18 protein-coding genes and 1 pseudogene are annotated in these 26276 nt (G+C 50.4%); 12 read left to right on the top strand and 7 right to left on the bottom strand.

Annotated features, from left to right (window positions below; translation table 11 throughout):
* Positions 1 to 51 precede the first annotated feature (51 nt).
* Complete coding sequence (gorA, locus tag B2Q61_RS05055; RefSeq protein WP_290620140.1) at positions 52 to 1407, bottom strand: glutathione-disulfide reductase; 1356 nt, start codon at positions 1405 to 1407, stop codon at positions 52 to 54.
* Between the two features lie 177 nt (positions 1408 to 1584).
* On the opposite strand from gorA, the gene prlC reads away from it, so the two are divergent.
* From prlC to B2Q61_RS05095, 8 genes are all read left to right on the top strand, one after another.
* On the top strand, positions 1585 to 3672 hold the full coding sequence (gene prlC / locus B2Q61_RS05060; RefSeq protein WP_290620141.1) for an oligopeptidase A: 2088 nt from the start codon (positions 1585 to 1587) through the stop codon (positions 3670 to 3672).
* 70 nt (positions 3673 to 3742) lie between these two features.
* Entirely contained in the window at positions 3743 to 4225 is a 483-nt protein-coding gene (locus B2Q61_RS05065) for a hypothetical protein (protein WP_290620143.1), read from the top strand.
* Between the two features lie 25 nt (positions 4226 to 4250).
* The gene (locus tag B2Q61_RS05070; RefSeq protein WP_290620145.1) at positions 4251 to 4955 is read left to right on the top strand and encodes a DNA-3-methyladenine glycosylase I; all 705 of its coding nucleotides are present in this window, start codon (positions 4251 to 4253) and stop codon (positions 4953 to 4955) included.
* Between the two features lie 124 nt (positions 4956 to 5079).
* The gene (locus B2Q61_RS05075; RefSeq protein ID WP_290620147.1) at positions 5080 to 5976 is read left to right on the top strand and encodes an ABC transporter ATP-binding protein; all 897 of its coding nucleotides are present in this window, start codon (positions 5080 to 5082) and stop codon (positions 5974 to 5976) included.
* A 10-nt stretch (positions 5977 to 5986) separates the two neighbouring features.
* Positions 5987 to 9547, top strand: a complete 3561-nt coding sequence (locus B2Q61_RS05080; protein WP_290620149.1) for an ABC transporter permease/M1 family aminopeptidase — start codon at positions 5987 to 5989, stop codon at positions 9545 to 9547.
* A gap of 80 nt (positions 9548 to 9627) precedes the next feature.
* Entirely contained in the window at positions 9628 to 10380 is a 753-nt protein-coding gene (locus B2Q61_RS05085) for a class I SAM-dependent methyltransferase (RefSeq protein WP_290620151.1), read from the top strand.
* A 50-nt stretch (positions 10381 to 10430) separates the two neighbouring features.
* Positions 10431 to 10904: a peroxiredoxin gene (locus B2Q61_RS05090; protein ID WP_290620153.1), complete on the top strand. Its 474-nt coding sequence runs from the start codon at positions 10431 to 10433 to the stop codon at positions 10902 to 10904.
* Positions 10905 to 10965: 61 nt separating this feature from the next.
* Positions 10966 to 11847, top strand: coding sequence for a hypothetical protein (locus B2Q61_RS05095; protein ID WP_290620155.1), 882 nt, complete (start codon positions 10966 to 10968; stop codon positions 11845 to 11847).
* 38 nt (positions 11848 to 11885) lie between these two features.
* On the opposite strand, the gene B2Q61_RS05100 is transcribed toward B2Q61_RS05095, so the two are convergent.
* Positions 11886 to 12812 carry a glycosyltransferase family 2 protein gene (locus B2Q61_RS05100; RefSeq protein ID WP_290620157.1) on the bottom strand — a complete coding sequence of 309 codons (927 nt, stop codon included), beginning with the start codon at positions 12810 to 12812 and terminating at the stop codon, positions 11886 to 11888.
* A 167-nt stretch (positions 12813 to 12979) separates the two neighbouring features.
* Between B2Q61_RS05100 and waaA the strand changes: the two genes are divergently transcribed.
* Both waaA and B2Q61_RS05110 read left to right on the top strand, forming a co-directional pair.
* On the top strand, positions 12980 to 14992 hold the full coding sequence (waaA, locus tag B2Q61_RS05105; protein WP_290620158.1) for a lipid IV(A) 3-deoxy-D-manno-octulosonic acid transferase: 2013 nt from the start codon (positions 12980 to 12982) through the stop codon (positions 14990 to 14992).
* A 129-nt stretch (positions 14993 to 15121) separates the two neighbouring features.
* Positions 15122 to 17380 carry an SEL1-like repeat protein gene (locus B2Q61_RS05110; protein ID WP_290620160.1) on the top strand — a complete coding sequence of 753 codons (2259 nt, stop codon included), beginning with the start codon at positions 15122 to 15124 and terminating at the stop codon, positions 17378 to 17380.
* A 66-nt stretch (positions 17381 to 17446) separates the two neighbouring features.
* Here B2Q61_RS05110 and B2Q61_RS05115 read toward each other — a convergent pair whose 3' ends face one another.
* Positions 17447 to 19543 (bottom strand): S8 family peptidase, encoded by a 2097-nt coding sequence (locus B2Q61_RS05115; RefSeq protein ID WP_290620162.1) that lies wholly within the window; start codon positions 19541 to 19543, stop codon positions 17447 to 17449.
* A 399-nt stretch (positions 19544 to 19942) separates the two neighbouring features.
* On the opposite strand from B2Q61_RS05115, the gene B2Q61_RS05120 reads away from it, so the two are divergent.
* Positions 19943 to 21124 carry an NAD(P)/FAD-dependent oxidoreductase gene (locus tag B2Q61_RS05120; RefSeq protein WP_290620164.1) on the top strand — a complete coding sequence of 394 codons (1182 nt, stop codon included), beginning with the start codon at positions 19943 to 19945 and terminating at the stop codon, positions 21122 to 21124.
* A 12-nt stretch (positions 21125 to 21136) separates the two neighbouring features.
* Here B2Q61_RS05120 and B2Q61_RS05125 read toward each other — a convergent pair whose 3' ends face one another.
* The 4 genes and pseudogenes from B2Q61_RS05125 to B2Q61_RS05140 all read right to left on the bottom strand — a co-directional run bounded on the left by B2Q61_RS05125 (position 21137) and on the right by B2Q61_RS05140 (position 25741).
* On the bottom strand, positions 21137 to 21517 hold the full coding sequence (locus B2Q61_RS05125) for a hypothetical protein (RefSeq protein WP_290620166.1): 381 nt from the start codon (positions 21515 to 21517) through the stop codon (positions 21137 to 21139).
* 108 nt (positions 21518 to 21625) lie between these two features.
* The gene (locus tag B2Q61_RS05130) at positions 21626 to 22027 is read right to left on the bottom strand and encodes a DUF1801 domain-containing protein (protein WP_290620168.1); all 402 of its coding nucleotides are present in this window, start codon (positions 22025 to 22027) and stop codon (positions 21626 to 21628) included.
* Positions 22028 to 22224: 197 nt separating this feature from the next.
* Positions 22225 to 22746, bottom strand: a pseudogene (locus tag B2Q61_RS05135) (Fic family protein); the annotation flags it as partial.
* 205 nt (positions 22747 to 22951) lie between these two features.
* Entirely contained in the window at positions 22952 to 25741 is a 2790-nt protein-coding gene (locus B2Q61_RS05140; RefSeq protein ID WP_290620170.1) for an AsmA family protein, read from the bottom strand.
* 178 nt (positions 25742 to 25919) lie between these two features.
* Between B2Q61_RS05140 and B2Q61_RS05145 the strand changes: the two genes are divergently transcribed.
* On the top strand, positions 25920 to 26228 hold the full coding sequence (locus B2Q61_RS05145; protein ID WP_290620172.1) for a hypothetical protein: 309 nt from the start codon (positions 25920 to 25922) through the stop codon (positions 26226 to 26228).
* Positions 26229 to 26276: the final 48 nt, after the last annotated feature.

The following is a 26276-nucleotide window of genomic DNA, read 5'->3' on the forward strand; positions in this document are numbered from 1 at the left end:
GCTGGCAGCGCGCTGGGCTTTGATCTTTTCGTGCTATCTGTGCAGGCGAAACTACCTGAGGGTAACAAACTCTTCGGCGCTGGTGGGGTGCAGCGCCACGGTGGCATCAAAGTCTGCTTTGGTGGCGCCCATTTTCATGGCTACGGCAAAGCCTTGTAGCAGTTCATCCATACCCTCGCCGATGCCATGCAGGCCCACTACTTTCTCGTCTTTACCGGCACATACCAGCTTAAAGCAACTTAATGCCCGGTGGCTGGTTATGGCGTTGTACATGGCGGCAAAGCTGGAGCTGTACACTTTAATATTGTCATCGCCATATTGCGCACGGGCCTGCGCTTCAGTTAAACCAATAGTACCGATAGGCGGGTGGCTGAACACAATGGTTGGAATAAGCGAGTAATCCATATGCGCGTCGGGCAGTTCCGGGTTAAACAGCCGTTCAGCCAGCAAGCGGCCGGCTTTGACGGCCACCGGGGTAAGCTGGGCTTCACCGGTAATATCGCCCACGGCATAAATACCTTTAACATTGCTATTCTGGTATTTGTCGGTACGGATATAGCCCTGGTTATCGGTTTTAACGCCAGCGGCCTGCAAATTCAGGTTGGCCGTGGCCGGAGCGCGGCCAATAGCCCAGATCAGACAATCTACGTCAGTAAATTCAGTACCGTCTTCGCAGCTTACTGTTAATTTACCAGCGTGGTTTTTTACAACTTGCCTGACATTGGTATGGGTATGTAACTGCATTTTATCCTGCTTCATTCTCGCCAGCAGCATGTCGGTCATGTCAGGGTCAAAGTCGCGCAGTGGCCGGTCATGGCGGATAAGCAGATGGCTGTCAGTACCAAGCGCATGCAACACACCGGCAATTTCGACGGCGATATAGCCTGCGCCTACTACCAGGGCTTTTTTGGGCTGGGTTGTCAGCGCAAAAAAACCGTCGGAGTCGATACCATGTTCAGCTCCGGGCACATCCGGGATGAGGGGCTCGCCGCCCACTGCAATGCTGATATGATCCGCCGTGATCTGTTCGCCGTTTACTTCCACGGTGTTAGCGTTAACAAAGCGGGCGAAGCCTTCGATAAGTTCGACGCCGTTACTGGCAAAACCACGTTTATAGCCGGCATGAATGCGTTCAATATAGGCCTGACGGTTTTTAACCAGTGTCGCCCAGTCAAAACCGTTATCCGCCAGCTTAAAACCGTAATCGGCACTGTATTTAATCGCTTCCGCAATATGGGCGCCATACCACATTACTTTTTTGGGTACGCAACCGACGTTTACGCAGGTGCCGCCAACGGCTTTCGCTTCAATTACTGCAGCACTGGCGCCACGCATCGCAGCGCGGTTAGCTGAGGCAATACCACCACTGCCGGCACCAATTGCCAGATAATTAAAATGCCTTGCCATAACCTTGCCCTTATTTGTATTCAGATTTATTCACTATGCCAGATATAAGACTGCCCCGGGTTAAAAACAAGCTTGGTTAGGGTGGAAAGCACGACGAGCCGTTGCAGGCCACCTTGACAAATGCCAGTTGCAGCCCAACATAGACAACATTAACTGAAGCCATTCGCAGGACTTTTTATGTCAGATTCTATGCAGCAGCAATCTACAGACTTAAGCAGCAACCCGTTACTCACCTTTACTGATTTACCGCCATTCTCACAGATTAAACCTGAGCAGGTAAAACCTGCGGTGGAAGCGGCTATTGCTCAGTCGCGTCAGGCGGTGGAGCAACTGCTTACTTCGGGTGACATCAGCTGGCAAACGCTGATTACCCAATTAGAGCATGACAGCGAACGGCTGGGTAAACTGTGGTCACCGGTGTCGCATTTAAATTCAGTACGCAATAGCCCGGAGCTACGCGATGCCTATGAAAGCTGTTTGCCGCTGTTGTCTGAATTCAGCACCTGGCTGGGCCAGCATGAGGGTTTATATCAAGCGTATCAAACCTTAAGTTTAAGTGATGAATTTGCCGACTTAACTCAGGCTCAGCAAAAAGTGATTACCAATGCGTTGCGCGACTTTAAGCTGTCAGGCATTGGTCTGTCAGATGACAAGAAACAACGATATGGCGACATTCAGAGCCGCTTGTCGGATTTAAGCTCGCAGTTTGCCAATAATACGCTGGATGCTACGCAGGCCTGGTTTAAACATATTACCGACGAAACTCTGTTGAGCGGCCTGCCAGAAGACGCCCGGCTTGCTGCGGCAGAAGAAGCGCAAAGCCGCGAGTTAACCGGTTGGGTGTTTACCCTGGAGTTCCCCAGTTATATCGCGGTAATGACCTACGCTGATAACCGGGAGCTGCGCGAGCAGCTTTACAGCGCGTACTGTACCAGAGCATCAGATCAGGGACCGCATGCCGGTCAGTTTGATAACAGTGCCGTAATTGAAGAAATTCTGGCATTAAAACATGAGTTGGCGCAGCTGCTTGATTTTGCCAATGCGGCGCAAGAATCGTTGGTCACCAAAATGGCAGACAGTCCGGCGCAGGTACTGGATTTTCTGACCGATTTAGCCCGTCGTGCCAAACCGCAGGCTGAGCAGGATCTGGCGGAACTCAGCACTTTTGCCCAAAAGCAGTTTAACGCACCAGAGCTGAAAGCCTGGGATATAACTTATTACAGCGAAAAACTGAAACAAGCAAAGTACGCCGTCTCTGATGAGCAATTGCGACCTTATTTCCCAGAAACAAAGGTGGTGCCAGGGCTATTTAAAGTGCTCAATCGACTGTTTGGTTTAACCGTGACCCAGCGCACTGACGTTGATGTCTGGCATCCTGATGTCCGGTTTTATGATATTACCGATAGCCAGGGCGAACTGCGGGGGAGTTTCTATCTGGATTTATATGCCCGCAGCCAAAAGCGTGGTGGTGCCTGGATGGATGATTGTCAGGGCCGGCGAATCTTGCCAGATGGCAGCGTTCAAAGTCCGGTGGCTTATTTGACCTGCAATTTTAATAAGCCGGTAGGTGGCAAACCCGCGCTGTTTACCCACGATGAAGTGGTTACGTTGTTTCATGAGTTTGGCCATGGCTTACATCATATGTTAACCAAGGTTGATGCGGCAGCCGTAGCCGGCATTAATGGCGTTGCCTGGGATGCAGTGGAATTACCCAGTCAATTTTTGGAGAACTGGTGCTGGGCACCAGAGGCCCTGGCGATTATCGCGGGTCATTATCAAACCGGTGAAGCATTACCCCATGATATGCTGCAAAAAATGCTGGCCGCGAAGAACTTTCAGTCAGCCCTGTTTATAGTGCGGCAACTGGAGTTCGCCCTATTTGACATGCGTTTGCACAGTGAATACACCGGCACAGCCAACACTACTGATGGCAACGGAGTCCAGCAGTTACTGGACGAGGTCCGAAGCCAGGTATCAGTAATTGTACCCCCCCGTTTTAACCGCTTTCAGCATGGCTTTGGCCATATATTTGCTGGCGGTTATGGCGCAGGTTATTACAGCTATTTATGGGCTGAAGTATTGTCATCTGACGCGTTCAGCCGGTTTGAAGCCGAAGGTGTATTTAATCCGGAAACCGGCAGAGACTTTCTGAACTGGATTTTAGAGCGGGGTGGCAGCGCCGAACCTATGGAGCTTTTCAAAGGTTTTCGCGGCCGGGAACCGTCTAACGAAGCTTTTCTCAGGCATATGGGTATAGCAGGCTAAATTGTTAACAGGTAATTAATTGCTTATTCAGTTTTGCTCTGTCAGGATTAATTAAAAATGGAGGCGACGAATGAAATATCAACTAGTTTTAGTGGCATTAATCCTGGGGATCACCGGCTGTCAGCAAGGCCAGGCGGCAAATAACGAACGGCAGGCGCCTGAGCCACTAGTGGAAGCCATCGATCCGCAGCAAAATCCAATTGCAGCCGTCAAAGCCAAGGAGAAACAAATGACCTTACCAGCAGACCAGAATGTTGATGCCCTGAGACGTCAAGCCCTCAGCGCAATTGGTGACGCCAGTGCCGATAGTTCCAGCCAGTGCCGGGTAACCGGTTTTGGCCATAAACCGTGCGGTGGCCCGGAACGCTACATTGCTTACTCCACCAAAGGCGGCAATGAAGCCGATATTCTGGCGAAAATTGCCGCTTATAACGCCGCAGCTGAAGCGGAGAATGTGCGACTGGGCCGGATGTCTGACTGTGCCGTAGTACCGAAGCCGGTAGTCGAATTATCTGGCGGCCAGTGCAAACTGGTCAAAAATAACAGTTATTGATAAGCAGCAATCACAATGGGGCAGTATGGCGGGTACAGTAGAAGATTTCGCAGCAATTTACCGGCGGGCCTGTCAGCGCAAAGGGGGCGAAGCAGCGCTGCAGGCATTAATTACCAGACCTCTGGCGCCGGCTAAACTGGCAAAATTAGCCGATAACCTGTGGCTGGCTGAACTGAGCAAAAAAGTATTTCAATCTGGTTTTGTCTGGCGGGTGGTACGGCAGAAATGGCCGGGTTTTTGTGACATATTTTTCGATTTTAACGTTGAAAAGATCCTGTTGTTCAGTGATGAAATGCTGGAACAAAAAGCCGCAGATCCCAGGATTATTCGTAATTTAAATAAGGTTTTTACCATTCGCGATAATGCACTGATGATTTACGATGTGCAGCAGCACCACCCCAGTTTTGCCAGCTTTATCGCCGATTGGCCAACCGATAACATTATCGGTTTATGGGCCTATTTAAAAAAACACGGTGCCCGGCTCGGCGGCAATACCGGGCCCTATGCGTTGCGTGCGATGGGTAAAGATACCTTCTTGCTGACTCAGGATATTGAGGGCTATTTACGGGCGTACAACGTATTTGACGGTGGTATTAACAGTCAACGCAGCTTAAAACAGATCCAGCAACAATTTAACCTGTGGCAACAACAATCAGGATTAAGTTTGCAGGAAATCAGCCAGATAGTGGCACTAAGTTGTGGTGAAAACCATGCCGGGATGCAGCGCTAAACCGCCTTATTTCCGCTGCTGTATATTTGCTTACAAATTAACGGCGCTACTAACATAAAGCATCTTCTGGTTATTTTAACCCTGTGTTAGCGTGGTACTTTTCATCAGCACATGGAAAGTTACCATGCTACAAATCAGCGGCTTATCTAAAACCTACGGTAATGGCGTAAAAGCGCTTAATAACGTTAATTTAACGATTTCCAAGGGCATGTTTGGTCTGCTTGGCCCCAATGGTGCCGGTAAGTCGTCACTAATGCGCACCATCGCAACGTTACAGGATGCGGACAGCGGCACTATTACATTTGACGGCATTAATGTATTGCAAGACCCGGCCGCCCTGCGTAAAACCCTGGGTTACCTGCCACAGGATTTTAATGTCTATCCGCGGATCAGCGCTTACAAACTACTGGACCACCTGGCAATTTTAAAAGGGCTTAGTGATAACAAGCCGCGGCGGGAGGTAGTAGAAGGTTTACTGGCCCATACCAATTTGTATCAGCACAAAGATAAAGCTGTCAGCGGCTTTTCCGGTGGCATGCGTCAGCGGTTCGGTATTGCCCAGGCGTTATTAGGTAATCCCGACTTGTTAATAGTTGATGAGCCGACTGCCGGTCTGGACCCGGAGGAGCGAAACCGTTTTCATAATTTACTGGTTAGCCTGGGCGAAGAGAAAGTGATTATTCTGTCCACTCATATTGTTGATGACGTTGCCGAGCTATGTCCCGATATGGCGGTGCTGGCCGGTGGTGAAATTTTATTGCAGGGCAACCCGCAGCAGCTAGTCAAAGAGCTGAATGGTCAGATCTGGAGCATTACCGCCAGCCAGGGCGAAGCGGCAGAGCTGGAACATACCTTGCCGGTGATCTCCAAACGTCTGTTTGCCGGTCGCACGGTATTAAATGTATTTGCGCCAGAACCGCCGCCGGGATTTTCGCCTTGCGCTGCCAGCCTGGAAGATGTTTATTTTTCGACCTTACGTGCCAGTCGCACGTCGGTTAAGCCCACTGCCACAGCTGCCTGAGGAAACATTAATGTTTAGTGCCATGCTCAGGTTTGAACTTAGCTACTATTTACGTCAGCCATCCTTTTATGTGGTGGCACTTATTTTGTTTTTAATCAGTTTTTTATCCGTAGTATCTGACTCTGTCAGTATTGGCAGTGGCGGTGAGGTGCTGAAAAACGGCAGTTTTGCTATCGCGCAAACTCTGCTGACCCTGGGTATTTTTGCCATGTTTCTGGTGGTCAATTTTGTTGGTGCGAGCGCGCTTCGCAACAACAGCCATCAGATGGAAGAATTAATATACAGCAAACCACTGGCGCCATTTGCTTATCAGTTTGGCCGCTTTACAGGCAGTTACCTGGTGGTGCTGCTGGTTTTTTCGGCGGTACCATTGGGTATGTTGCTGGGCAGCTTTATGCCCTGGGTTGATGCCAGTCGTTTTGGTCCAACCGAATTGAGCTACTATTTAAACGCGTTTTTTCTGCTCTCGGCACCCAGCCTGTTTATCTTATCTGCGCTATTTTATGCTATTGCCCGCCGCTTTCGTTCTATGCTGGCGTTGTATCTGGTTGCGGTAGTGCTACTGGTGTTTTATATTCTGGCCGGTAATTTTGCCCGTTTACCTGAGTACCGCCAGATTGCTGCGTTGCTCGATCCCTTTGCGCTGCGCACTTATGCTGATATCGCGCGCTACTGGACCATTATTGAAAAGAACAGCGAATTAGTCAGTGTTAGCGGCGTATTGTTGCAAAATCGGTTGTTATGGCTGACGGCGGCGGCCGTATTGCTGGCGATGGCGGGTTTATTTAAACTGCCACAGCTTACCCGCGTTGCGGACAAAAAGCCGGGTACTAAAACCCGCGCTACGCCTGTGATACTCATGTCTACCTTGCAATTAAAAGCCAGTAGTTATAGCGCTTTACCGATGTTTTTTACCCGGATGAAATTTGAATTTAAGCAGGTAATTGTCACTGCACCGTTTTTGATTCTTGGTTTATTAACCGTCGCGAATCTGGTGGGGCCGATGTTTGCTGATTTTGGCTGGTATGGCACCTCAAACTGGCCACTTACCCAGACCATGGTCAGTGACATTACCGGCGCTATGGGGTTAATTATCTTTGTAGTGGCGGTATATTACTGTGCCGAGGTTGTCTGGCGGGAACGCAGCTCAGGTATGGGCGATATCATCGACAGTTTGCCAGTGCCTAATCTGGTGTTCTGGCTGGCCAAATTTGTTGCCGTTTGCCTGGTTATGTTGCTGTTGTACGCGTTTGCAATGGCAACAACAGTGGTATTTCAGCTGATTAAGGGCATTGAAAACCTGGAATTACTGCAGTATCTGGTGCGGCTGGGTTATTTTACCCTGCTGCCTTTTATTCTGACTGTCGTACTGGCGTTTTTTCTGCAGGTAATCAGTCCGAATAAGTATGTAGGGATGGGGTTGTTTGTTGGTTATTTTCTGCTGACTACAGTGCTGTCGTCCTGGGGTTATGGTCACAGTATTTATAATTTCGCCACGTCACCTGCTGTTGGTTATTCTGATCTAAACGGTTACGGCTGGAGCCTGCAAAGCCATAGCTGGTATATGTTGTATTGGGGAGCGATCGCCGCCGTACTGTTTATTGTCGGTTATGGCTTGTACCACCGTGGGCCTTTGCAAAAGCTAACGGTCCGGATACGGCAGCTGCCCTATCAACTGGGCCGCAGTGGTATGGTAGCGGCTGGCGCTTGTGTGTTGCTGTCGGTTGGCAGTGGCAGTTTTTTAATCCAGCAGACCCGCTATCTGAATAGCTACCAAACGGCTGAACAACGCATGGACTTGCAGGCTGAGTACGAGAAGCAATTTGCTTCGTTAAAAGATCAACCCATTCTGGTGACCACCCGGGTAAAAGCCGAACTGGATATTTACCCTCAGGCGCGGGAAATTCAGGCCCGGTTGCTGCTGAACTGGCAGAACAAATCCGCAGAGCCAATTAGCCGCTTACTGGTTAACTGGCCAGCGCACACCGAGCAGCTAACCATCACCATCGATAATGCCACGTTAAGTGAGCGCGATGCGCGTTTTCGTCAATCCTGGTTAACCTTTGCCGAGCCGGTGCAGCCGGGGCAGCAGGTTAACGGTGAAATCCGATTGTTACGCCAGAATCGTGGAATTAAAGAAAATAATTTTGATTACAGCGTGTTGGAAAACGGTACCTTTATTAATAACTGGGACTTACTGCCTCGTTTTGGTTATCAGGAAAACTATGAGCTGCAAGATCGCCATGAACGGCAAAAACGCGGCCTGCAACCACGACCTCGCGCCAATAAACTGGAAGACAAGCGCTTTTATCAACAGAATTTTTTTGGTCAGGACGGCAACTTTATTCAGTTTGAAGCCGTAGTCTCAACCAGTGCCGATCAAACCGCTCTGGTCCCCGGCTACCTGCAACGGCAGTGGCAACAATACGGTCGAAACTATTTCCACTATAAAATGGACCAGCCAATGGTTAATTTTTATTCCATCTCATCTGGCCGGTACGAGGTTGCCCGCGAGCAACACAAAGGCATAAATATTGAAGTGTATTATCATGCCGGCCACCCATGGAATGTGGCGAGAATGCTGGAGTCAGTGCGCGACTCAATTGATTATTTCAGCGACGCATTTGGCCCCTATCAGCACCGGCAATTACGGATTATCGAATTTCCGGGTTATCGCAGTTTCGCCCAGAGCTTTGCCAATACCGTGCCTTACTCTGAACAAATCGGCTTTATTACCGACTTGCGTGACCCGGACAATATCGACCCGGTGTACTATGTTACCGCGCACGAAGTGGCGCATCAATGGTGGGGCCATCAGGTGGGGGCGGCCGATGTGCAAGGCAGCGCGGTTATTTCAGAGAGTTTGTCGCAATACGCTGCATTAATGGTCATGCAACAAAAATATGGCCGGGGCAATATCCGCAAGTTTATGCGGTTTGAGCTGGATCGATACCTGGCCGGGCGTTCGGCGGAACGGATTGGCGAACAGCCGTTGTTACGCTCAGAAAACCAAAGTTATATTCATTATCAGAAAGGATCAGTGGTGATGATGGCCATAGCCGACCGGTTGGGGGAGGCGCGCTTAAATGCCAATTTACAGCAATTTGCCAGTCGCTATCAGTACCGCAGTGACCCATTTCCGACCACCGAAGATTTAGTACGCTTTATCAGCCTGAATACCGATGAGGCGGAGGCGGCGTTTATCCGCGATCAGTTTAATCACATTACCCTGTATGATTTACGCTTGGCCACTGCCAGCAGTGAACAGCAAGCTGATGGCCGCTATAAAGTGCAACTGACCGTAATCGCCGATAAGCTAAGGGCCGATGAGCAGGGGCAGCAAAACAGCGAGCCGCTGAGCGAGCAGATTGATATTGGTTTATTCAGTGCCGATCCGGACAAATTATCCAATGAAAAAGCCGTACTTTATTTGCAAAAGCATAAATTGATAAGCGGTGAAAACACCATCGAGCTGATTGTGGAGCAGCAACCACAGTTTGCTGGTGTTGACCCTTTTGTAAAACTAATTGATCGCGACAGCGCCGATAATATCAAAAAGCTAAGCCATTAATTTAAGCTGGTCAGGGTGCAGGGGCAACAGGTACACTGTTGCCCTTTAAAATCCAGTTTAATAGCTGAGTGAGACGGTAAATGTCATCCATTTTGCTGCTGCAAAGTGCCGGCTTAAGCGCCGATTACAGCCAGCAACTACAACAGCAGTTCGGCCTGCAGCTGACAACGGAGCCAGATGGCTGGTACCTGAGTATGCAGCAAGGCGCATTGGTACTGCTAAACAGCCGCTTACCAAAGCAAGGCGCGGTCCTGGTCGATTTTTCCAGTGGTGCCAGCAGTTACCGACGCCAGCATGGCGGTGGCAAAAGTGAAGCGATAGCCAAAGCCGTAGGGCTGCACAAAAAACGTGATTTACAGGTCCTGGATGCGACGGCAGGTCTTGGCCGCGATGCTTTTGTACTGGCCAGTCTGGGAGCCACAGTTACCCTGGTAGAACGCAATCCTGCAGTTGCCGCATTGCTGGCAGATGGCTTGCGCCGCGCAGTGGCTGATCCCATGTTAAGCAGCGTAGCCGGTCGCATGCAGCTGTGTCATTGTCCGGCAATACAGGCGCTTAAAAATAGCGCTGCGGTAGATGTCGTGTTTCTGGACCCGATGTTTCCGGCAAGAGAGAAATCGGCTCAGGTTAAAAAAGAAATGCGGGCTTTTCATGATGTTGTTGGCAGTGACCATGACGCAGACAACTTGCTGGCACCGGCCTGGCAATTGGCTGAAAAGCGGGTGGTGGTAAAGCGGCCGGGCTACGCCGATTATCTGGCCGGGCAGCAGCCAACCATGTCGATCAGCGGCAAAAACAATCGCTTTGATGTCTATGTTAAAGCTGCCATTTAGCATCGCGAAAAAATAAATACTGTTAACAAGTAAACTCAGGGGAAATACCAATGATTAAAACCGGCGACAAGTTACCAGAAGTCAGTTTTTCACAACTGACCAAAGAAGGGGTAATGAATCCTACCACCAGCCAGATATTCGCCAATAAAAAGGTACTGATGTTTGCCGTACCAGGTGCGTTTACGCCTACCTGTTCCGCGGCCCATTTACCCGGTTACATTGCGCTGGCGGATCAAATTAAAGCTAAAGGCGTTGATACCATTATTTGCACCGCCGTAAACGATGCTTTCGTCATGAGTGCCTGGGCCAAAAGCCAGAATGCTGAGGAAATTGTGTTTTTAGCCGATGGTGGCGCGGCGTTTCATACCGCTGTTGGCCTGACCATGGAAACCGGCGATTTTGGCGGGGTACGCTCGCAGCGTTATGCCATGCTGGTAGAAAACGGTGTGGTTACCCAACTGAACGTCGAAGCACCAAAAACTTTTGAAGTCAGCAAAGCTGAAGTGATGCTGGCAGGATTGTAAATGTTAAGCGCGCAATTTGTAATGAGGTATCACGTTTTGCGCGTTTTAAAGAGATTTTAGTATGGCATTTCTGACGACCTTAAAGCGCCATTTTCAGCGTAAGCTCAAATCATTGCGAGGCGTGCCGTTACAATATACGGCGCATTCACGAGTTATCAAACAGTGGGCTAACCGTGATAGCTTAGATAAGTGCCGCCATAACCTTAATAGCGAGCTAATTGTTAATCTAACTTCTTATCCACCACGTTTTGCCACGCTACATCTCACGTTAAAATCCTTACTACTACAAAATGTCATTGTCGACAAAGTGGTGTTGTGGCTGTATAAAAATGATTATCAGCAACTGCCGTCAGACGTATTGGCACTGGAGCAGCATGGGTTAACTATTGAGCTTGTGGAGCAGGATATTAAGTCTTATAAAAAGCTTATCCCGGCATTACTTCAATATCCTGAGGCCTACCATGTTACTGCTGATGACGATATTTATTATCGCAATGATTGGTTGGCTGAATTGCTGGCAGGCTACCGAGGCGGCAAGCACGAAATTGTATGTTTAAGAGCACACTATATAACTTTAGATAATCAAGGGTATGTACAACCTTATCGCTTTTGGCAGGCTAAAACCGAACAGCGTGGGCCAGATAATCGCTTATTTTTTACCAGTGGTGCCGGTGCATTATTTCCACCGGGTTCATTGCATCAAGATGTGACAGATGTGGCTAAGTTTTGCCGCTTATCGCCTCATGGCGATGATATTTGGCTGTACTGGATGGCCGCCTTAAACAATTGCGCAATTCATCGCACCGGAAGTAATAAAAAACTCATTGTCTGGAAAAGTAGTAAGTCGGTATCGCTATGGCAACTAAACAAGCGACCAGATAGTGGAAATGATTTTCAAATCAATAATATGATCCAAGAATACGGCATGCCAGAAATGAACTGAGCGGATAAATTAGCAGGGTTATCCGCTTCAATTTTATACTACTTATTAATCAGTGCCGATTTAATCCGGCGAATGGTTTTGCGGATCACTGATACTTTACTGTCTTCTTTGTAACGGCCTTTTTCAGCGTGCCGGATAAGCAGCAGGTTTGGCAGCGCTATAGGCACACCCTGGGTACCCAGTAACCAGCGCACGGCGCGGTCTTCATAGGTTTTGGTCCAGTGGTACTTAGGTTTCTGATATACCGCCAAATCGTCACAATAACCACAGTTGCGTGCTACTTCGCCGTGAATAATCTGGATAGCACCGGTGGCCCGGTCAAATTTACGCGGTTTAAATTTGGTTTTGTCCACTTCCAGCAATTCGGTTTTATCTTTACCAGCCGAGATCATCGGGTCGGCTTCAGTCAGTAGTGGGGTTACCAGCAGGGTGTCCGGAAATAACAGAATTTCCTGCCGGCCTTTGAGCAGTTGCTCCAGGGTATCCAGACAGTTTTCATGAAATACCATATCGCAGTCGGCAAACCATACCCAGTCTGCTTGGGTCTCTTTCGCTGCACGGTTACGGCCAATGGCCCGCCGCAGTAACAAAGGCGTTGCCAGTGGCTGAAAGTTCCACTGAACATTGGGTACTGACAAGGTTTGAAAATGCTGCAGCAGTTTGGCAGTCGCCTGATCTTCTTCAGAATAAAATACGGTAAAGCGAACCTGCATTGTGGTTGGCGGATACTTAACCAACGAGCTTAACTGATAGACAAAAAAGCGGGCGTAGTTCCAGCAATGGGTAACAATTTCCAGTTTTATATTGTCGTGTACGATGGGCAAATCGGTTTTAACCGGCTGATTTTTAATAAAGGCAGTGGCTGGAAAGTAGCCAGAGGCGGCAAAGCGCAATAATACCTCTTTAAAATTATCCAGTGGGCTGGCTTTGTCTGACAAGCGGTTATCGGGTTTGGCTGCGGTCATGCACGACTCCGGCGTTACGTTTAGCGGGTTAAACCGGCTACAAAGGCAAAAAGTTTAGCATTAAAGGTCGGGCCAAAACAGATTCTTTTGGTGTAGCCGGCGGATATTTGGCATCATAGCGACTTTAGCCTGAACGGGCGACATATGCGTTTAGACGGGAAGTTACTATGGTTCAGGCGTTAAGCCGCGTTGCTTACCAACTGTTATTGTATCTTGGTTTACTGCCGCTACTGGGCTACCTTGGCTGGCGCTCACTGCGTGACGTGCGTTATGCGCGAAGGCTTGCCGAGCGGTTTGGCTGGCTTTCTGCCAAAATTCACTCTGGTGGTATCGTGGTGCATGCGGTATCGGTGGGTGAGGTTATCGCTGCCCTACCGCTAATTAAGCAGTTGCAACAGCAATATCCGAACCAGCAGCTTACGGTTACCTGCACCACGCCGACCGGCAGTGCTGTTATCACCAGCCGGCTGGGTGATTCCGTTCAGCATTGTTATTTGCCCTTCGATTATCCGGGAGCGGTAGGCCGTTTTCTTCAGCAGTTGCAGCCACAGCTTATCGTTATTCTTGAAACAGAGCTTTGGCCCAATTTGCTAAGGCAATGCCATAACACCCTGATCCCAACAGTGTTAGTTAACGCCCGCTTATCTGCCCGCTCCGCAAAGGGCTATCGGCGCTTTATCTGGCTTACCCGGCCGGCATTGCAGCAGGTAAGCTTATTACTGGCGCAGGATAACGCCAGTGCCCGCCGCTTCCGGGCATTAGGCCATAGTAACGTGCAGGTCACTGGCAATTTAAAATTTGAGATGCACCTGCCTGATAGTCTGCAGCTGAGCAAGGAGACACTAGCGCCGGCACTGGCCGGTCGGCTGATTTGGGTAGCGGGCAGTACTCACGAGGGAGAGGATGAACAGCTGTTATCCTTGTACCCGAAGCTTAAACGACAGTTTCCTGATTTATTACTGGTACTGGTACCGCGCCATCCGGAGCGTTTTAATAAGGTAGCTACGCTGGCAACGCAAGCCGGCTTGCAATTGTGGCGCCGCAGCGCAGGGGGCGTGCCAACGGCTGGTATTGAAATAGCGCTGATTGACAGTATGGGGGAGTTACTCGGCTGGTATCAGCAGGCCAGTCTGGTATTTATTGGCGGCAGTTTAATTGGTCGTGGCGGCCATAACCCGCTGGAGGCGATTTGTTTCGGTAAAGCAGTACAAACCGGGCCGCACTATTTTAATTTCGCCGATGCCTATCACCAGCTGGCCCAGCGACACGCCGTCAGCATTGTTCAGAATGTTGACCAGTTGCATGCCAATACGGTTGCCATGTTATCTGATCCGGTTTTGCGCCAGCAGCAGGGCGAGCTGGCGCAGCAGTTCTTTCAGTCTCAGCAAGGCGCAGTAAAGCGCAGCAGTATGGCGATAGCCGCATTATGTGGCGACAGTCTGACCTATGTCCGGCGCCAGACTGCTGGCAACGAATTATACTGGTTTCGCACTGATCTGTTCGACAAGATAAGCGCAGCGCAGTTTGACCCTGGCTGGTGGCAGCAGCAGCAGGCAGTGACCGGCAGCTCGACCGGCCGCAATACTGCATGGTTTGTCCGACATGGACACCACCACCGCCAGCAGCAGTTAGTACTGCGTCATTATTATCGCGGTGGTTTGGCGGGCAAAGTTAATAAAGACCGGTTTTTCTACCAGAGCGCCCTGTACAGCCGCGCGATGCAGGAATTCAGCTTATTGCAATGGATGCGGCAGCAAGGGCTGGCGGTGCCCAGGCCTGTTGCCGCGCGCTATCAGCAGGCGGGGCTGAGCTACCGGGCTGATCTGCTGATTGAACGGATAAACGATAGCCGCGATCTGGCCTATATTTTACATCATGAGCGCGCCCTTACCGAACAAGAGTTACAGGCGGTTGGTGCGGCCATAGCCCGCTTACACGATGCGGGGGTCGACCATACTGATTTAAATTGCCGCAATATTTTGCTCGATAGCAGCGGTACCATCTGGTTGATTGATTTTGATAAATGCCGGCGTCGTTTGCCGGGCAGCTGGCAGCAGGATAATCTGCAGCGCTTGCTGCGATCTTTTGATAAAGAGCAGGTAAAGCTTAGTCCTTTTCACTGGCAGGCAGACAGCTGGCAAAATGTTATTAAAGGCTATCTACAACCAAAAAGCCGTTAAACCCGCATAAATAGCGCTTTGTCGCAGTTTTGGTGCGCTGCTTTACCATTATTTAACGCTTATATAATGGATTAAGCTGTTGGTGTCTTAGTTGAACTTTGGTATAACTATGGCAGCGGAGGGGCATCTATGCGGCTAAATATAATAACAACAGCATTGCTCGCAGTCAGTTTGGTGGCAGCAGCAGATAATTCCGAAATAATGGCAGAAGCAAAAACGGCTTTTGAGGATGGCAGGCACGCCAAAGCGGTAGAGCTTTGGCAAAATCTGGCTATGGAAGGGGTAACGGCGGCGCAGTTTGAATTGGCCAAAGCCTATTCACTGGGGCAGGGGGTAGAGCAAGACCCACTGCAAGCGTCATACTGGCTGGAGCAGGCTGCGTCTAACAGCACCGATTTTGCAGAAATATCTGCCGCAAAGCGTGATATTGAACGCGGCGCTGAACAACTCAGGACTGAGCAATCAGCTGCAGCAACGCCCACGGCGGCAGTGTCTGTACAGGCACCCGCGCCGGCAACGACACCCACAACCACATCAGCAACGCCAGGCCCCCGGCGGGCAGCGGTGAGCAATACCACCGAGTTGAGGCTAGGCACCAGCAATCCGGCCGCGGCACTGGCAGTGGCTCAAGCTGGCAGTCAGCAACAAAGCGACGACAATATTGTGGCTGAGCGTAGCGCTGATAAAACTATCGTCAACACTGCGGTGGCCACATCTGGTGTCAGCTCGGTAGATGCGGGCTCAGCCAACTTTAATACGGGCATGCGCGAATTTAACCGTGGTAACTATGGAGAGGCATTGGCCCAGTGGTTACCTCTGGCGCAAAATGGTCATCTGGATGCGCAGTATAACCTCGCCGCACTTTATGCTAATGGCCTTGGTGTTGCCGTTGATTTTACCGAAGCGGCAAACTGGTTTGTCGCCGCCGCTGAGCAAGGCATGGCGGGGGCGCAATATCATCTTGCGACTTTATTCGCCAATGGTCGTGGTGTTGGCAAAAATGATACCCAGGCAGTGTACTGGTATCGGCAGGCTGCAGAGCAGCAACATGTGCTGGCCCAGTATAATCTGGGCTATATGTATGCCAATGGCCGGGGTGTTAAGCAGGATGAAAGCGCTGCGCTTAATTGGTTTGAGAAGGCCGCTACTCAGGGCGATGTAGATGCCCAGTTTATTGTTGCTAACCGGTACAGCGATGGTCGTGGCAGCGCAGTTGATATGACGCAGGCGGCGCGGTGGCTGCAGCTGGCAGCAGCTCAAAACCATACCCGGGCAGCGTACCAGCTGGGGTTACTTTATCGCGACGGTAAAGGTGTCAGCAAAAACGATGATACTGCCTTTAAATTATTTTCAAGAGCGGCTGAGCAAGGTTTGGCGGCGGCCCAGCGTGAAGTTGGTGCCAGTTACCTGCAGGGGCGGGGGGTGCGTGCTCACACCGGCCGGGCCACAGAATGGCTGGAACAGGCAGCAGCCCAGCAAGACGGCGACGCCAGTTATTACCTTGGCATGTTATTACAACAAAGCGGTGGTCGCCAGGAGGATTTGCGCCGGGCCGTTGAGCTATTTGAACTGGCGGCAAGCCAGGGCTCAGCCAATGCTCAGTATCAGTTAGGCTTATGTTACGCCGATGGAACCGGGGTAGCAGTAGACGAACAGCAGGCTTTTAAGTGGTTTGAAGCAGCGGCGCAACAAGGGTTGGCAATAGCTCAGTACACTACAGCGCTGCGCCTGGCCAACGGCACCGGCACTGCGCAGGATGACGCAGCTGCGGTGAGCTGGTATCAACAGGCGGCTAAGCAGGGCGAAGTGTTTGCCATGTATAATCTGGGCTTTATGTATGCTAATGGCCGTGGTGTCGCCCAAAATGAGCAGCAGGCCGTGTACTGGTATCAGAAGGTTGCGCAAAGTGGTGATGCCGATGCTCAGTTTAATATGGGGCTGCGGTTTGAGACGGGCCGTGGCGTTAAACAAGATGATCAGCAAGCGGTTTATTGGTACCAGCTGGCTGCTGATCAGCAGCATAGCCGGGCGTTAGCCCATCTGGGCTGGTTGTATGAGAAGGGCTATGGTGTATCGCAAGATGAAGCTCGTGCGCTCGCGCTGTATCAACGCTCGCTGGATGCTAAAGTGCCACGGGCGTTAACGGCACTTGGTATGTTTTATAAAAATGGCCGGCTGGTAAAAGCAGACGATAAAAAAGCGGTTGCATTATTCAGTGAAGCTGCTGAGCAAGGCTATGCGATGGCGCAGTATAATCTGGGCTGGATGTACGAAAATGGTCGTGGTGTTGGCCGGGATTTAATTAAAGCCCGGGATTATTATCAGTTAGCAGCAGCACAGGATGAACCCCTGGCCAAGGCACAACTGCACCGGTTACTAAACCCCTGAACAACCTTGGTATCCGCAAAAAATAAGGGCGCCGTTGGCGCCCTTGTTATGTATAGCTAAAGCCGGTTAAGGCTTATATTCAACAACCAGTTTCAGGCCGCTGAAGCTGCTGTAAGCGCGTAAGCTGATATGATAAACAGCTGCTTGTGGATTACTGAAGCTGCAACTTTCATTGTTACCCGTCTTATAAGGGCGACAGTCATAGGTAGTCGTTGTAGGCTGGCTGCCGCGACGCACATATAAGTCCGCATCGCCGGTACCGCCCGAGCTGTTAACCGTCAATGAACTCATGCCTGCAGGTACCGTAATGGTATAATGTAACCAGTTACCTTTAGTAGCGCTCAGGTTATCTAAGGTACCACCACCGCCAGTACTGCCACCACCGGCAGGTGCAGTATAATCTGCAACCAGTGACATACCGGCATACGCGCTATATCCCTGAATCATCACATGGTATACGCCCGCTTGTGGGCTGGCGAAGCTGCAGCTTTCTGCGTTGCCACCTTGATAAGGCCGGCAGTCATAGCTTGAAGTTGTGGGTTGGTTACCAAAACGAACATATAAATCAGCATCGCCGCTACCGCCCGACATATTAAAGCTCAGGTTGGTCGCACCCGCAGGCACGGTAATAGTGTAATAACGGCTAGAATTGGCAGCACCAGACAAACTGGTTTTCGCCACGGCTTTTACCAGTTCGTTATCGGCTGGAGGCGTTGTGCCGCCGCCACTGCCCTGCGCTGCCAATACGGCAGCGTTGGCATCCACTATACCGCTGCCACAACCGCTACAGGCTGCAGCAAAGCTACGGGTCGTGTTTTTCAATATTGATTCAATTTCATCTGGAGTTGCAGTTGGTTTAGCCTGTTTTATCAGCGCAGCAACACCTGCTACATGCGGTGCCGCCATCGAGGTTCCCTGGCTGTAGCCGTAACTGTCGCTGGCAGGCGTGGTAGAACCGGTATTGTAAGTTGACAGGACACCATTGGGATCGTTGGCAGAGTTCATGGCACCGCCCGGTGCTGCCACATCTACTGAGGTGCCGTAGTTGGAGTAATAGGCGCGGCCACCATTTTTGCCGGTGGCAGCAACGTTAATGACCCCAGCACAATTGCCCGGGTTAAAGTTGTTTGCATTGCTATTATCGTTACCAGCCGCAATAACCACAACGGCGCCATTGCTTCTGGCATTGTTAATGGCAGTTTGCGTAGCGGAATTACAGGCTCCACCGCCACCCAAACTCATATTAATAACTGCAGCAGGGTTCGGGTTTACCGGCACTCCACTTACGGTGCCACCTGCGGCCCAGATGATACCATCGGCGATATCAGAGGTATAACCACCACATTTACCCAGCACCCGCACAGGTACAACTTTGGCATTAAATGCGACGCCCGCGACACCGCGGTTATTGTTACTTACTGCAGCAATAGTGCCGGCAACGTGAGTACCATGCCAGCTTGAGCCGCGAAAAGAGGTGGGTTGGCCGTTGCCGCACTCACCGGTGTCTGTCCAGTCCCCCGGATCACGGGCATCAGAATCGCGACCGTTACCATCGTTGCCAATAAAGGCGTCTGAAATCATGTCATAGCCAGGCAGCAAGTTGGCATTTAGATCGATATGTGGCCGGTAGCCGGTATCCAGCACAGCGACAACGACACCCTGCCCAGTTGCATTGTCCCACGCTGCGGGCGCCCGTAAGCCGCCGGTGGCATCATAATAATGCCATTGATCAGTATACTGAGTGTCATTCGGGGTGTAGCTGGCCTGCAACAGGAGATCTTCTTCAACCTGTTCTACTTCATCATCCTGTGCCAGCAACGCCATCATTCGCTGAGTTTCTTTTTTCGATAACTGCCGCTCAGCACGAAACACTGCACGTTTGTCCAGCGCCATCTGGCGGACAAAACGCATATTTTCCCCACCACGGCTGCTTAACCGTTCTGCCCGGCGTTGCATCAGCTCTGCTTTGCGCTGCTGGCCTATACTGGCTGGCAGTGCTTCCGTCATGCCGGCGATCGCTGATTCTTTATATTTGATAATAAAGCGGGTGGCAGGGCCATTGCTGTAATCTGTGTCGTCACTAGCGATTGCCGGTGTCATGAAAAGACTGGCGGGTATGCAAAGCAGCGCAAGCTGGCTAAGTTTAAATTTGGCTTTATTCATGGATACACTCTTATTGTTTATAGTAATTATAATTTCCTGGATGGGATGACCACTTATTGCAAACCCGCAATAACATCAAACTTACTATTATCCAAAATGTAACTAAGTGTAAATCCGTGAATTGGTGACAACTGTTAATAGCTAAGCGCAGTAAATCGGTTTGTTTCCATAAAAGGGCTATTTTATTTGGACGAAATTAGCAACAACCCTAGCCCTGTAAGCCAGTGAGGCTGGCGATATATGGCAGTTAAGCGGTTGCTTTATACTTTAAAAGCATTAGTTAGCAGTAAACTGCATAAGCGTTGGTGTTTTAGAACTATGATTAAGATCGCGTTTGCCAATTGCATCTGACGAGCCGGTCACCGACAATAGCCCTTTTCAGCAGACAGGCGGCAAAACATGCAGCAGTGGGATGTAATAGTGGTGGGTGCCGGTGCCGCAGGCCTGATGTGTGCGATAGAGGCCGGTAACCGCGGCCGCAAGGTGTTGCTGCTGGATAACGGTAAACGGCCGGGCCGGAAAATTCTGATGTCAGGCGGTGGTCGCTGTAATTTCACCAATATTTACAGCAGCCCGGAAAACTTTCTGTCGCAAAATAAACACTTTTGTAAGTCGGCACTGAGCCGCTATACCCAGTGGGACTTTATTGCCTTAGTCCAAAAGCACGGCATTGCTTATCACGAGAAAACCCTCGGCCAACTATTCTGTGATGATTCGGCCAAAGACATTGTCGAGATGCTGCTAAGCGAAGCCAAAGCCGCCAATGTGCAGCTTGCGCTGCAACAGCAGATAACAGCAGTCAGCTTTGCCGATGGTAATTACACTGTTACTACTCCTGAGCTAAGCCGGCAATGCCAGAGTTTGGTGGTGGCCAGTGGTGGTTTAAGCCTGCCCAATTTAGGTGCTACCGCTTTTGGTTTTCAGCTGGCCGAGCAGTTTGGTTTAAAAGTGTTGCCACTGCGCGCTGCATTGGTGCCCTTAACCTGGCAACCAAGTGATAAAGCGGTATTTGAGGAAATAAGTGGGGTGTCACTGCCGGTCACCGCAGAAGCCAATGGTACGCTGTTTCCGGAAGATATGTTGTTTACTCACCGCGGCTTAAGCGGGCCGGCGATATTACAAATATCCAGCTACTGGCAGCCGGGCGATAATGTCATCGTCAATATGGCGCCCGATACCAATGTGGCAGAGTTTCTGGCCAGCCAGCAACACGCCCACCCGGAGCAGGAAGTTAAAACCGCGCTGGCAAAATTGCTACCGAAACGACTGGTGGAAAAACTGCTGGCGCTGAGTGTATTCACTAACCAGCCGCTGAAAGCGTTAAATCCGAGAACCATGCAACAACTTGCCGATAATTTGCATGCTTATGTTTTTAAACCCAACGGCACTGAAGGCTACCGCACCGCGGAGGTGACCATTGGCGGCGTCGATACCGATTATCTGTCATCCAAAACTATGGAAGCAAAACAGCAACCCGGCCTGTATTTTATCGGCGAGGTGGTCGACGTCACCGGCTGGCTTGGCGGCTATAACTTCCAATGGGCCTGGGCCAGCGGCTGGGTGGCGGGGCAGTATTGTTAGCTTGCTCGAATACTAATCACGAGACAAAACGTAACTATAAACGGGGGCACCATCACGAGCATAAATACCCTCTTGAACCTGGAAATTGACTAATTTGACGCTGCGCACCCGGGCCGCGGCTTGCGAACCGGGTTCCCCGAAATTGATTGTGCCCGGAATGACAAAGCATGATGCTGTGTTTTGATCACGCTGTAAAATTGCACTCAATTGCTCCTCGAAGTTGACCATACGATATTCCTGATTGAGACCTTCAACTTTTTCGTAGTCAATTAACATTCTGCCAAATATGAAATGATACTCTATCCCTCCGGGAGTATCTGTTTGCAGCATTGCTATACTGCTGGCACAACCAGCTAGAAATATTGCAAAAACAAATACCAAGATACATCTCATAAGGTCGTCACCTGGATCACATAACGCCCGCCATAAACTGCGCGAGGAACGAGCGTCCGGCGACCACAGGGAGCGAATTTAATGGCTTTGTTACGTGCTTTCTCCACCTTAAGCTCCAAGCAATGGGAGGTGCTTTAAGCGATGGTACTTCAATGCCATCTGTAGGCAATGACGAAGTGGGCCGCTGTCAGATGCACCCAAGGGAATAACGATTGCCCTTTTCCCCTCATACGTGAATTCATATCGGTATATTTCTCTAAAGGTCTCGACCAAGCTAGTCTGGCAGTGAAAATACACCTTAATAAAATCTGGATCGTTTGACTTCCAGTCCATCCGTATCGTGCTGCCGCCGTTCACGAGATAGCTGAGTTCACCCCACTTGAGAGTTTCTTCAACCGTACCTAGATCATTTTCTTCTGCGACAGAAAAAACCAAGCGGCGAATACTCTTAAGTTGCTCTTGTGCTTCTACCGGGTAGGTAGCAAATTTTGCTTGTATTTCAGGCTTCACACAGCCTCCCGATTTGGGACACGTAACACTTCTTGGGCGGAAAGATCCGTGTTTAAGCACGGACTCGTTTGTCTTTGTAAATTTGATGTTGATGACATTATATCTGTTTTCGCTTGTTTACAATGATTTATGGCTACTTGCAGTTTTAATAGTTGTGACAATTACGGAAAAATCGGTCTGATAATTTCAACCGACATTTAATCGGTGTGCTTGACCGCCAGCATATGCATAATCAGCTGGATTATGGTGTGTTTTTGACAGGCCTTTGACTCAGCGATTAGTAGGGTCAGTGCAGCAAGGCCGGTATTGGTAATGCACGGTTGGCCCTCATGGTTCAGTAACCGCTGGTTACGCTTTAGAAAATCAACAAACAAAAATGCCGCACTTCGTTTATTACCGTCGGTAAAAGGATAATCTTTGACGATAAAGTACAGCAGGTGAGCAGCTTTACTTTCGACAGTGGGATAGGCCGGCTCGTCAAAAACCTTTTGTTGCAGCGCTGCAAATATAACGGCCAGGCCGTTGCCACGTTCGTTGGCAAAATGTTCATCAGCTTCGCCTTTAGCGATTAAGCGGGTTTTTAGTGTCGCTAATGCCTTACGGGCTGTTGGTAGTGAAGGCAGCTCACCGCCCGGTTGCGCCGGTGGGTCGTGCCATAACACTGTGTCATATTGCTGTAACCAGAAAAACGTATCTGCATAGTAGCTGCAAATATCAACTTGGTCAGTGGCGGCAGCTTGATGCTGGCTATCTGCTGCTAAGTCGGTGTTAGTTCGCTGACGCATTACTCCTCCGCGGTTTGATTTACAGTAAGCTTATTTTCATGCCGCCAGGCCGTTGGCAATTTTGTTAATTTTACAAAGCCGGGTAGATATTACAGACAAATCTGGCCGGCTTCTCTCTGCCACCAACTACTTATTACTATCAATTTTGTTGCTCGTTCATCGCCTCGGGCACGGTATCAAATATTTTGCCACATTCGGTGCCGGCGCTACGGATCCGGTCAAATAAGCCCTGACCCAGTAACGATAAACCGCCGGTGGCAATAGCGGCGCCAATAGTGCCGCCCGCTTTTAACAGGCCAGAGGGATCAGCCACCGGCTGCGGCCGGCCGAAGGTACCGCCAATCCGGACAACTGACGCCAGATTGCTTAAGCTGATCCCCAGGCCGTCCCGTGGGGTCGGTACAAAATCAATCCGCAGGCTCTCATCATTCAGATTGATGGTACCGCCACCGCGGATTTTTATTTTACTGGTTTCAATTACCAACTGATCCGGGCTGGTTAACACACCTTTCTCCGCTTTGAAATACATTGCCGCGCATTCCAGCTCGGTAGTCGGGTCGCGGTTGGCAAACGGATTGATTAAATTAATGGTCCGCAGCAGAAGATCTGAGCCAATCACTTCAAATAAGTTATTGCGGATAGTGGCACCCTGGATCTCCAACGCCATTTCGCCATGCAGACTTGCTGCTAATTGCTGCATAGTATTACCCTCAGCGCGCAGTTCCAGCAGTAAATCAGTGGCACCGCCATCAATTAAACCGGTGTCTTGCTGGCCCAAATCAGCCGGTGTCAGCTGCGCTACCAGTAAGCGCCCGTCTATGCTGCCACCTGCTTCAGTCTGCTTCACTGAAGCATGCCCCCGTACTTTGCCCTGAGACAAATTGGCATCAAAAGGCTCGATGGTTAGCATGCCATCGCTTAGTTTCAGCTGGGTGGTAACCTCCCTGAAAACGGTCTGATTAAAACTCAGCATGTCCAGAGTCAGACCAATATCTGCCCTGGCTGCGTTAAGCCAGTTCCAACTAAGCGGTTCATCTTTGATGATGTCGCCGCTGTCCTTGTCAACGTTCTCACCGCTGCCTTCCAGCATCTCTGACGAAGTGGTCGCAAAATTATTAAGATCAAGCTGTGATGAGTGGAAAGTGCCGCTGACAACAAGGGGAGTCTGGCTGCGATCAACAGTGGCATTGCCCTCAATGACGTTATCTTTAATGGCAAGCGTAAAGGGATCAAACTGCAGAACGGACTGCTCACGGCTTAAATCCACATTAACTACCAGCGGCAGAAAGGTATCCCATCTGGCGGTGCTTAAACCGTTTATTGCGGCAAAGCTTGCTATCTCAGCAGACAGTTTACCCCGGGTAAGCGTGACATCGTTTGGCGTTATAGCTGTCCTCACCTCGCCGCTGATATCAGTCGTATTAAAGGTGATGCTCAGCGGCCAGCCACCGGATGACTGTGGCTTAAAGCCAAGCTTTACCCTGGCCGATAACGGGCTAACAACCTGCCAGCGGGTTGAGGGGGCAGCGGCATTCTTTTCTGGCTGAGAGCTGTCTGGCTGAGAGCTGTCTTGTTGCGTGCTATCTGGCTGACTGCCATCGGGTAGACTGTTAGCTGATGTCTGCATAGCGGTGGCCGCCAGACTGCCGATTTCAGCAGTCATCAGCATGGCTTCTGCTTCACTACTGATATTAAGCAGCATATCCCGTGCCTGATACTGCTGATAAAGCACCTCATCCAGCCTGACCGCAGCGGCGACTGTCCACTGCTCAGCCCAATGCAGCAACTGCGCAGGATCCCAGCCGCTATTGCTGTTGGCGGGTTGTTTATTGCTGTTACTGGCAAATAACGCTAATAGCGGGTCGAGCGCCAGCTTTTCTGAGCTGAGCTCTGCTTCAATGCTGCGGTTTTCGCTGTTAAAGTTGCCGGAAGCGGCTACTGAGCTGGCGCCAAATTGCACAGACAGTTGCTGCAGCGTATAGCTTGCCCCGCTGCTGCTGGCCTTACCATCCAGCCTAATATTATGGCCGGCAACAGAGCCTGTCGTCTCAAGGCGCCACTTTGTAGGTTCAGGTGCCTGCAGCTTGCCTGTCAGCTTTATCGGCGAAAATGGCCTCAGGTCCTGATTAAGCAGCTTGCCTAAGGTTGTCAGATCCGCGCTTTGTACGCTGAAGCTGGCTTTGCCCGGGGTAATACCATCACTGCCTATGGTACCGTCGAGCGTAATATCACTGCCAAAAACTGATGCTGTAAAGTCGACATCCCGGGCCTTACCCGAACGGGGTAACGCCACGGTGCCCGAGGCTGTAAGCGGCTGGTCGCGATAATTTGCTGCCAGTTTTACCTGTAAATGCTCATCCGGCTGTTTAATCAGTTGCAGCGCTGATACTGTTAAGGTTACTTGTTCATCATTGCTGATACGATTGAAATCCAGCTCAGAGATATCAAGCTGCGAGAAGCGAAATAGCGGTGACGGCCCGCTATTTTCGGTCGTGCGCGCTGAGCTTTCGCCCTCTGTATTGTTGGTGCTGGCCGGGCTTTTCGCCTGCGGCCGGCTCCAGTTGGTTGAACCATCGTCAAGATCAGCCACCTGCAGCTTGATGCCTGAAGCTGAGGCCTGCCACCAGGTTGGTGCCGCAGTAAAATACCTGCCCGCATCAATATTAAGTTCCAGTTGTGCTACCGACAGCAGCTGCTGGTTTTCAGTAATGTCAGGATTATGCAGCCGCAGTTCAGTGGCAGCTAGCCGCGGTGGAAACAGGTCTACCTGCACCGTATCGACGTTCAGCTGATAACCTGTAGCAGCGTTTAGCTGAGCTTGCAGTAAACCCAGGTAAGATTTGGGCGCGACCAGCAATACCGTAAGGGCGACAGCGATTGCTGCTACAACGCCAAGGATAATCCAGCCAGTAATTTTAAGTGCACGCATAAGAGTACCCCATGCTTATCTTAAGCTTTCTGAAATGTATGCAATAACTATTCCTGTCGACCCGCTGGTTGCCTGAGTGACCATGACAAGCAGGCTGCTGATTGTCGTTCAGGCCGATTCCGGCTAAACTCTGTTACCGGTGCAACACACTTGTATTCCATTAATAAACTGATTAGTAATGAAAAAATTATCCAAGGTGCAACTTAAACAACAGGCGGCGGTGCTTAGCGCCGTAACAGCATTAGAGCAGCAGGCGCAGGCAGAATTGCCGGCTGTGGTGCAGTGCTGGTTTAGTCTGGAATATGAAGCCTTTCCCGGCTCATTGCTGGTGCGGCTGCAGTTTGCAGATGAAGCCGGACTTGCGGCTGCGCAGCCGCAGTTGTTAACCTGGCAAAAGCGACTTAGCGGTTTACTACTGAAAAAGGGTATCGTGCTAAAAGATATGCGTAAGCATCTGGTATTTACCCTGAACAGCCCCGATGATTGAGCAGCCCTGATCAATAGCCAACCCGGAAGACTAAGTTAACCGGCTAAA

It is taken from the genome of Arsukibacterium sp. UBA5043 (assembly GCA_002415085.1).
Classification (GTDB): domain Bacteria; phylum Pseudomonadota; class Gammaproteobacteria; order Enterobacterales; family Alteromonadaceae; genus Alishewanella.

Excerpts from the sequence above, each read along its gene's own strand:
- gorA (WP_290620140.1), bottom strand. The coding sequence starts at position 1,407 with ATGGCAAGGCATTTTAATTATCTGGCAATTGGTGCCGGCAGTGGTGGT.
- B2Q61_RS05100 (WP_290620157.1), bottom strand. The coding sequence starts at position 12,812 with ATGACCGCAGCCAAACCCGATAACCGCTTGTCAGACAAAGCCAGCCCA.
- B2Q61_RS05095 (WP_290620155.1), top strand. The coding sequence starts at position 10,966 with ATGGCATTTCTGACGACCTTAAAGCGCCATTTTCAGCGTAAGCTCAAA.
- B2Q61_RS05110 (WP_290620160.1), top strand. The coding sequence starts at position 15,122 with ATGCGGCTAAATATAATAACAACAGCATTGCTCGCAGTCAGTTTGGTG.
- B2Q61_RS05120 (WP_290620164.1), top strand. The coding sequence starts at position 19,943 with ATGCAGCAGTGGGATGTAATAGTGGTGGGTGCCGGTGCCGCAGGCCTG.
- B2Q61_RS05115 (WP_290620162.1), bottom strand. The coding sequence starts at position 19,543 with ATGAATAAAGCCAAATTTAAACTTAGCCAGCTTGCGCTGCTTTGCATA.
- B2Q61_RS05070 (WP_290620145.1), top strand. The coding sequence starts at position 4,251 with ATGGCGGGTACAGTAGAAGATTTCGCAGCAATTTACCGGCGGGCCTGT.
- B2Q61_RS05090 (WP_290620153.1), top strand. The coding sequence starts at position 10,431 with ATGATTAAAACCGGCGACAAGTTACCAGAAGTCAGTTTTTCACAACTG.
- B2Q61_RS05085 (WP_290620151.1), top strand. The coding sequence starts at position 9,628 with ATGTCATCCATTTTGCTGCTGCAAAGTGCCGGCTTAAGCGCCGATTAC.
- prlC (WP_290620141.1), top strand. The coding sequence starts at position 1,585 with ATGTCAGATTCTATGCAGCAGCAATCTACAGACTTAAGCAGCAACCCG.
- B2Q61_RS05140 (WP_290620170.1), bottom strand. The coding sequence starts at position 25,741 with ATGCGTGCACTTAAAATTACTGGCTGGATTATCCTTGGCGTTGTAGCA.
- waaA (WP_290620158.1), top strand. The coding sequence starts at position 12,980 with ATGGTTCAGGCGTTAAGCCGCGTTGCTTACCAACTGTTATTGTATCTT.
- B2Q61_RS05080 (WP_290620149.1), top strand. The coding sequence starts at position 5,987 with ATGTTTAGTGCCATGCTCAGGTTTGAACTTAGCTACTATTTACGTCAG.
- B2Q61_RS05125 (WP_290620166.1), bottom strand. The coding sequence starts at position 21,517 with ATGAGATGTATCTTGGTATTTGTTTTTGCAATATTTCTAGCTGGTTGT.
- B2Q61_RS05145 (WP_290620172.1), top strand. The coding sequence starts at position 25,920 with ATGAAAAAATTATCCAAGGTGCAACTTAAACAACAGGCGGCGGTGCTT.
- B2Q61_RS05075 (WP_290620147.1), top strand. The coding sequence starts at position 5,080 with ATGCTACAAATCAGCGGCTTATCTAAAACCTACGGTAATGGCGTAAAA.
- B2Q61_RS05065 (WP_290620143.1), top strand. The coding sequence starts at position 3,743 with ATGAAATATCAACTAGTTTTAGTGGCATTAATCCTGGGGATCACCGGC.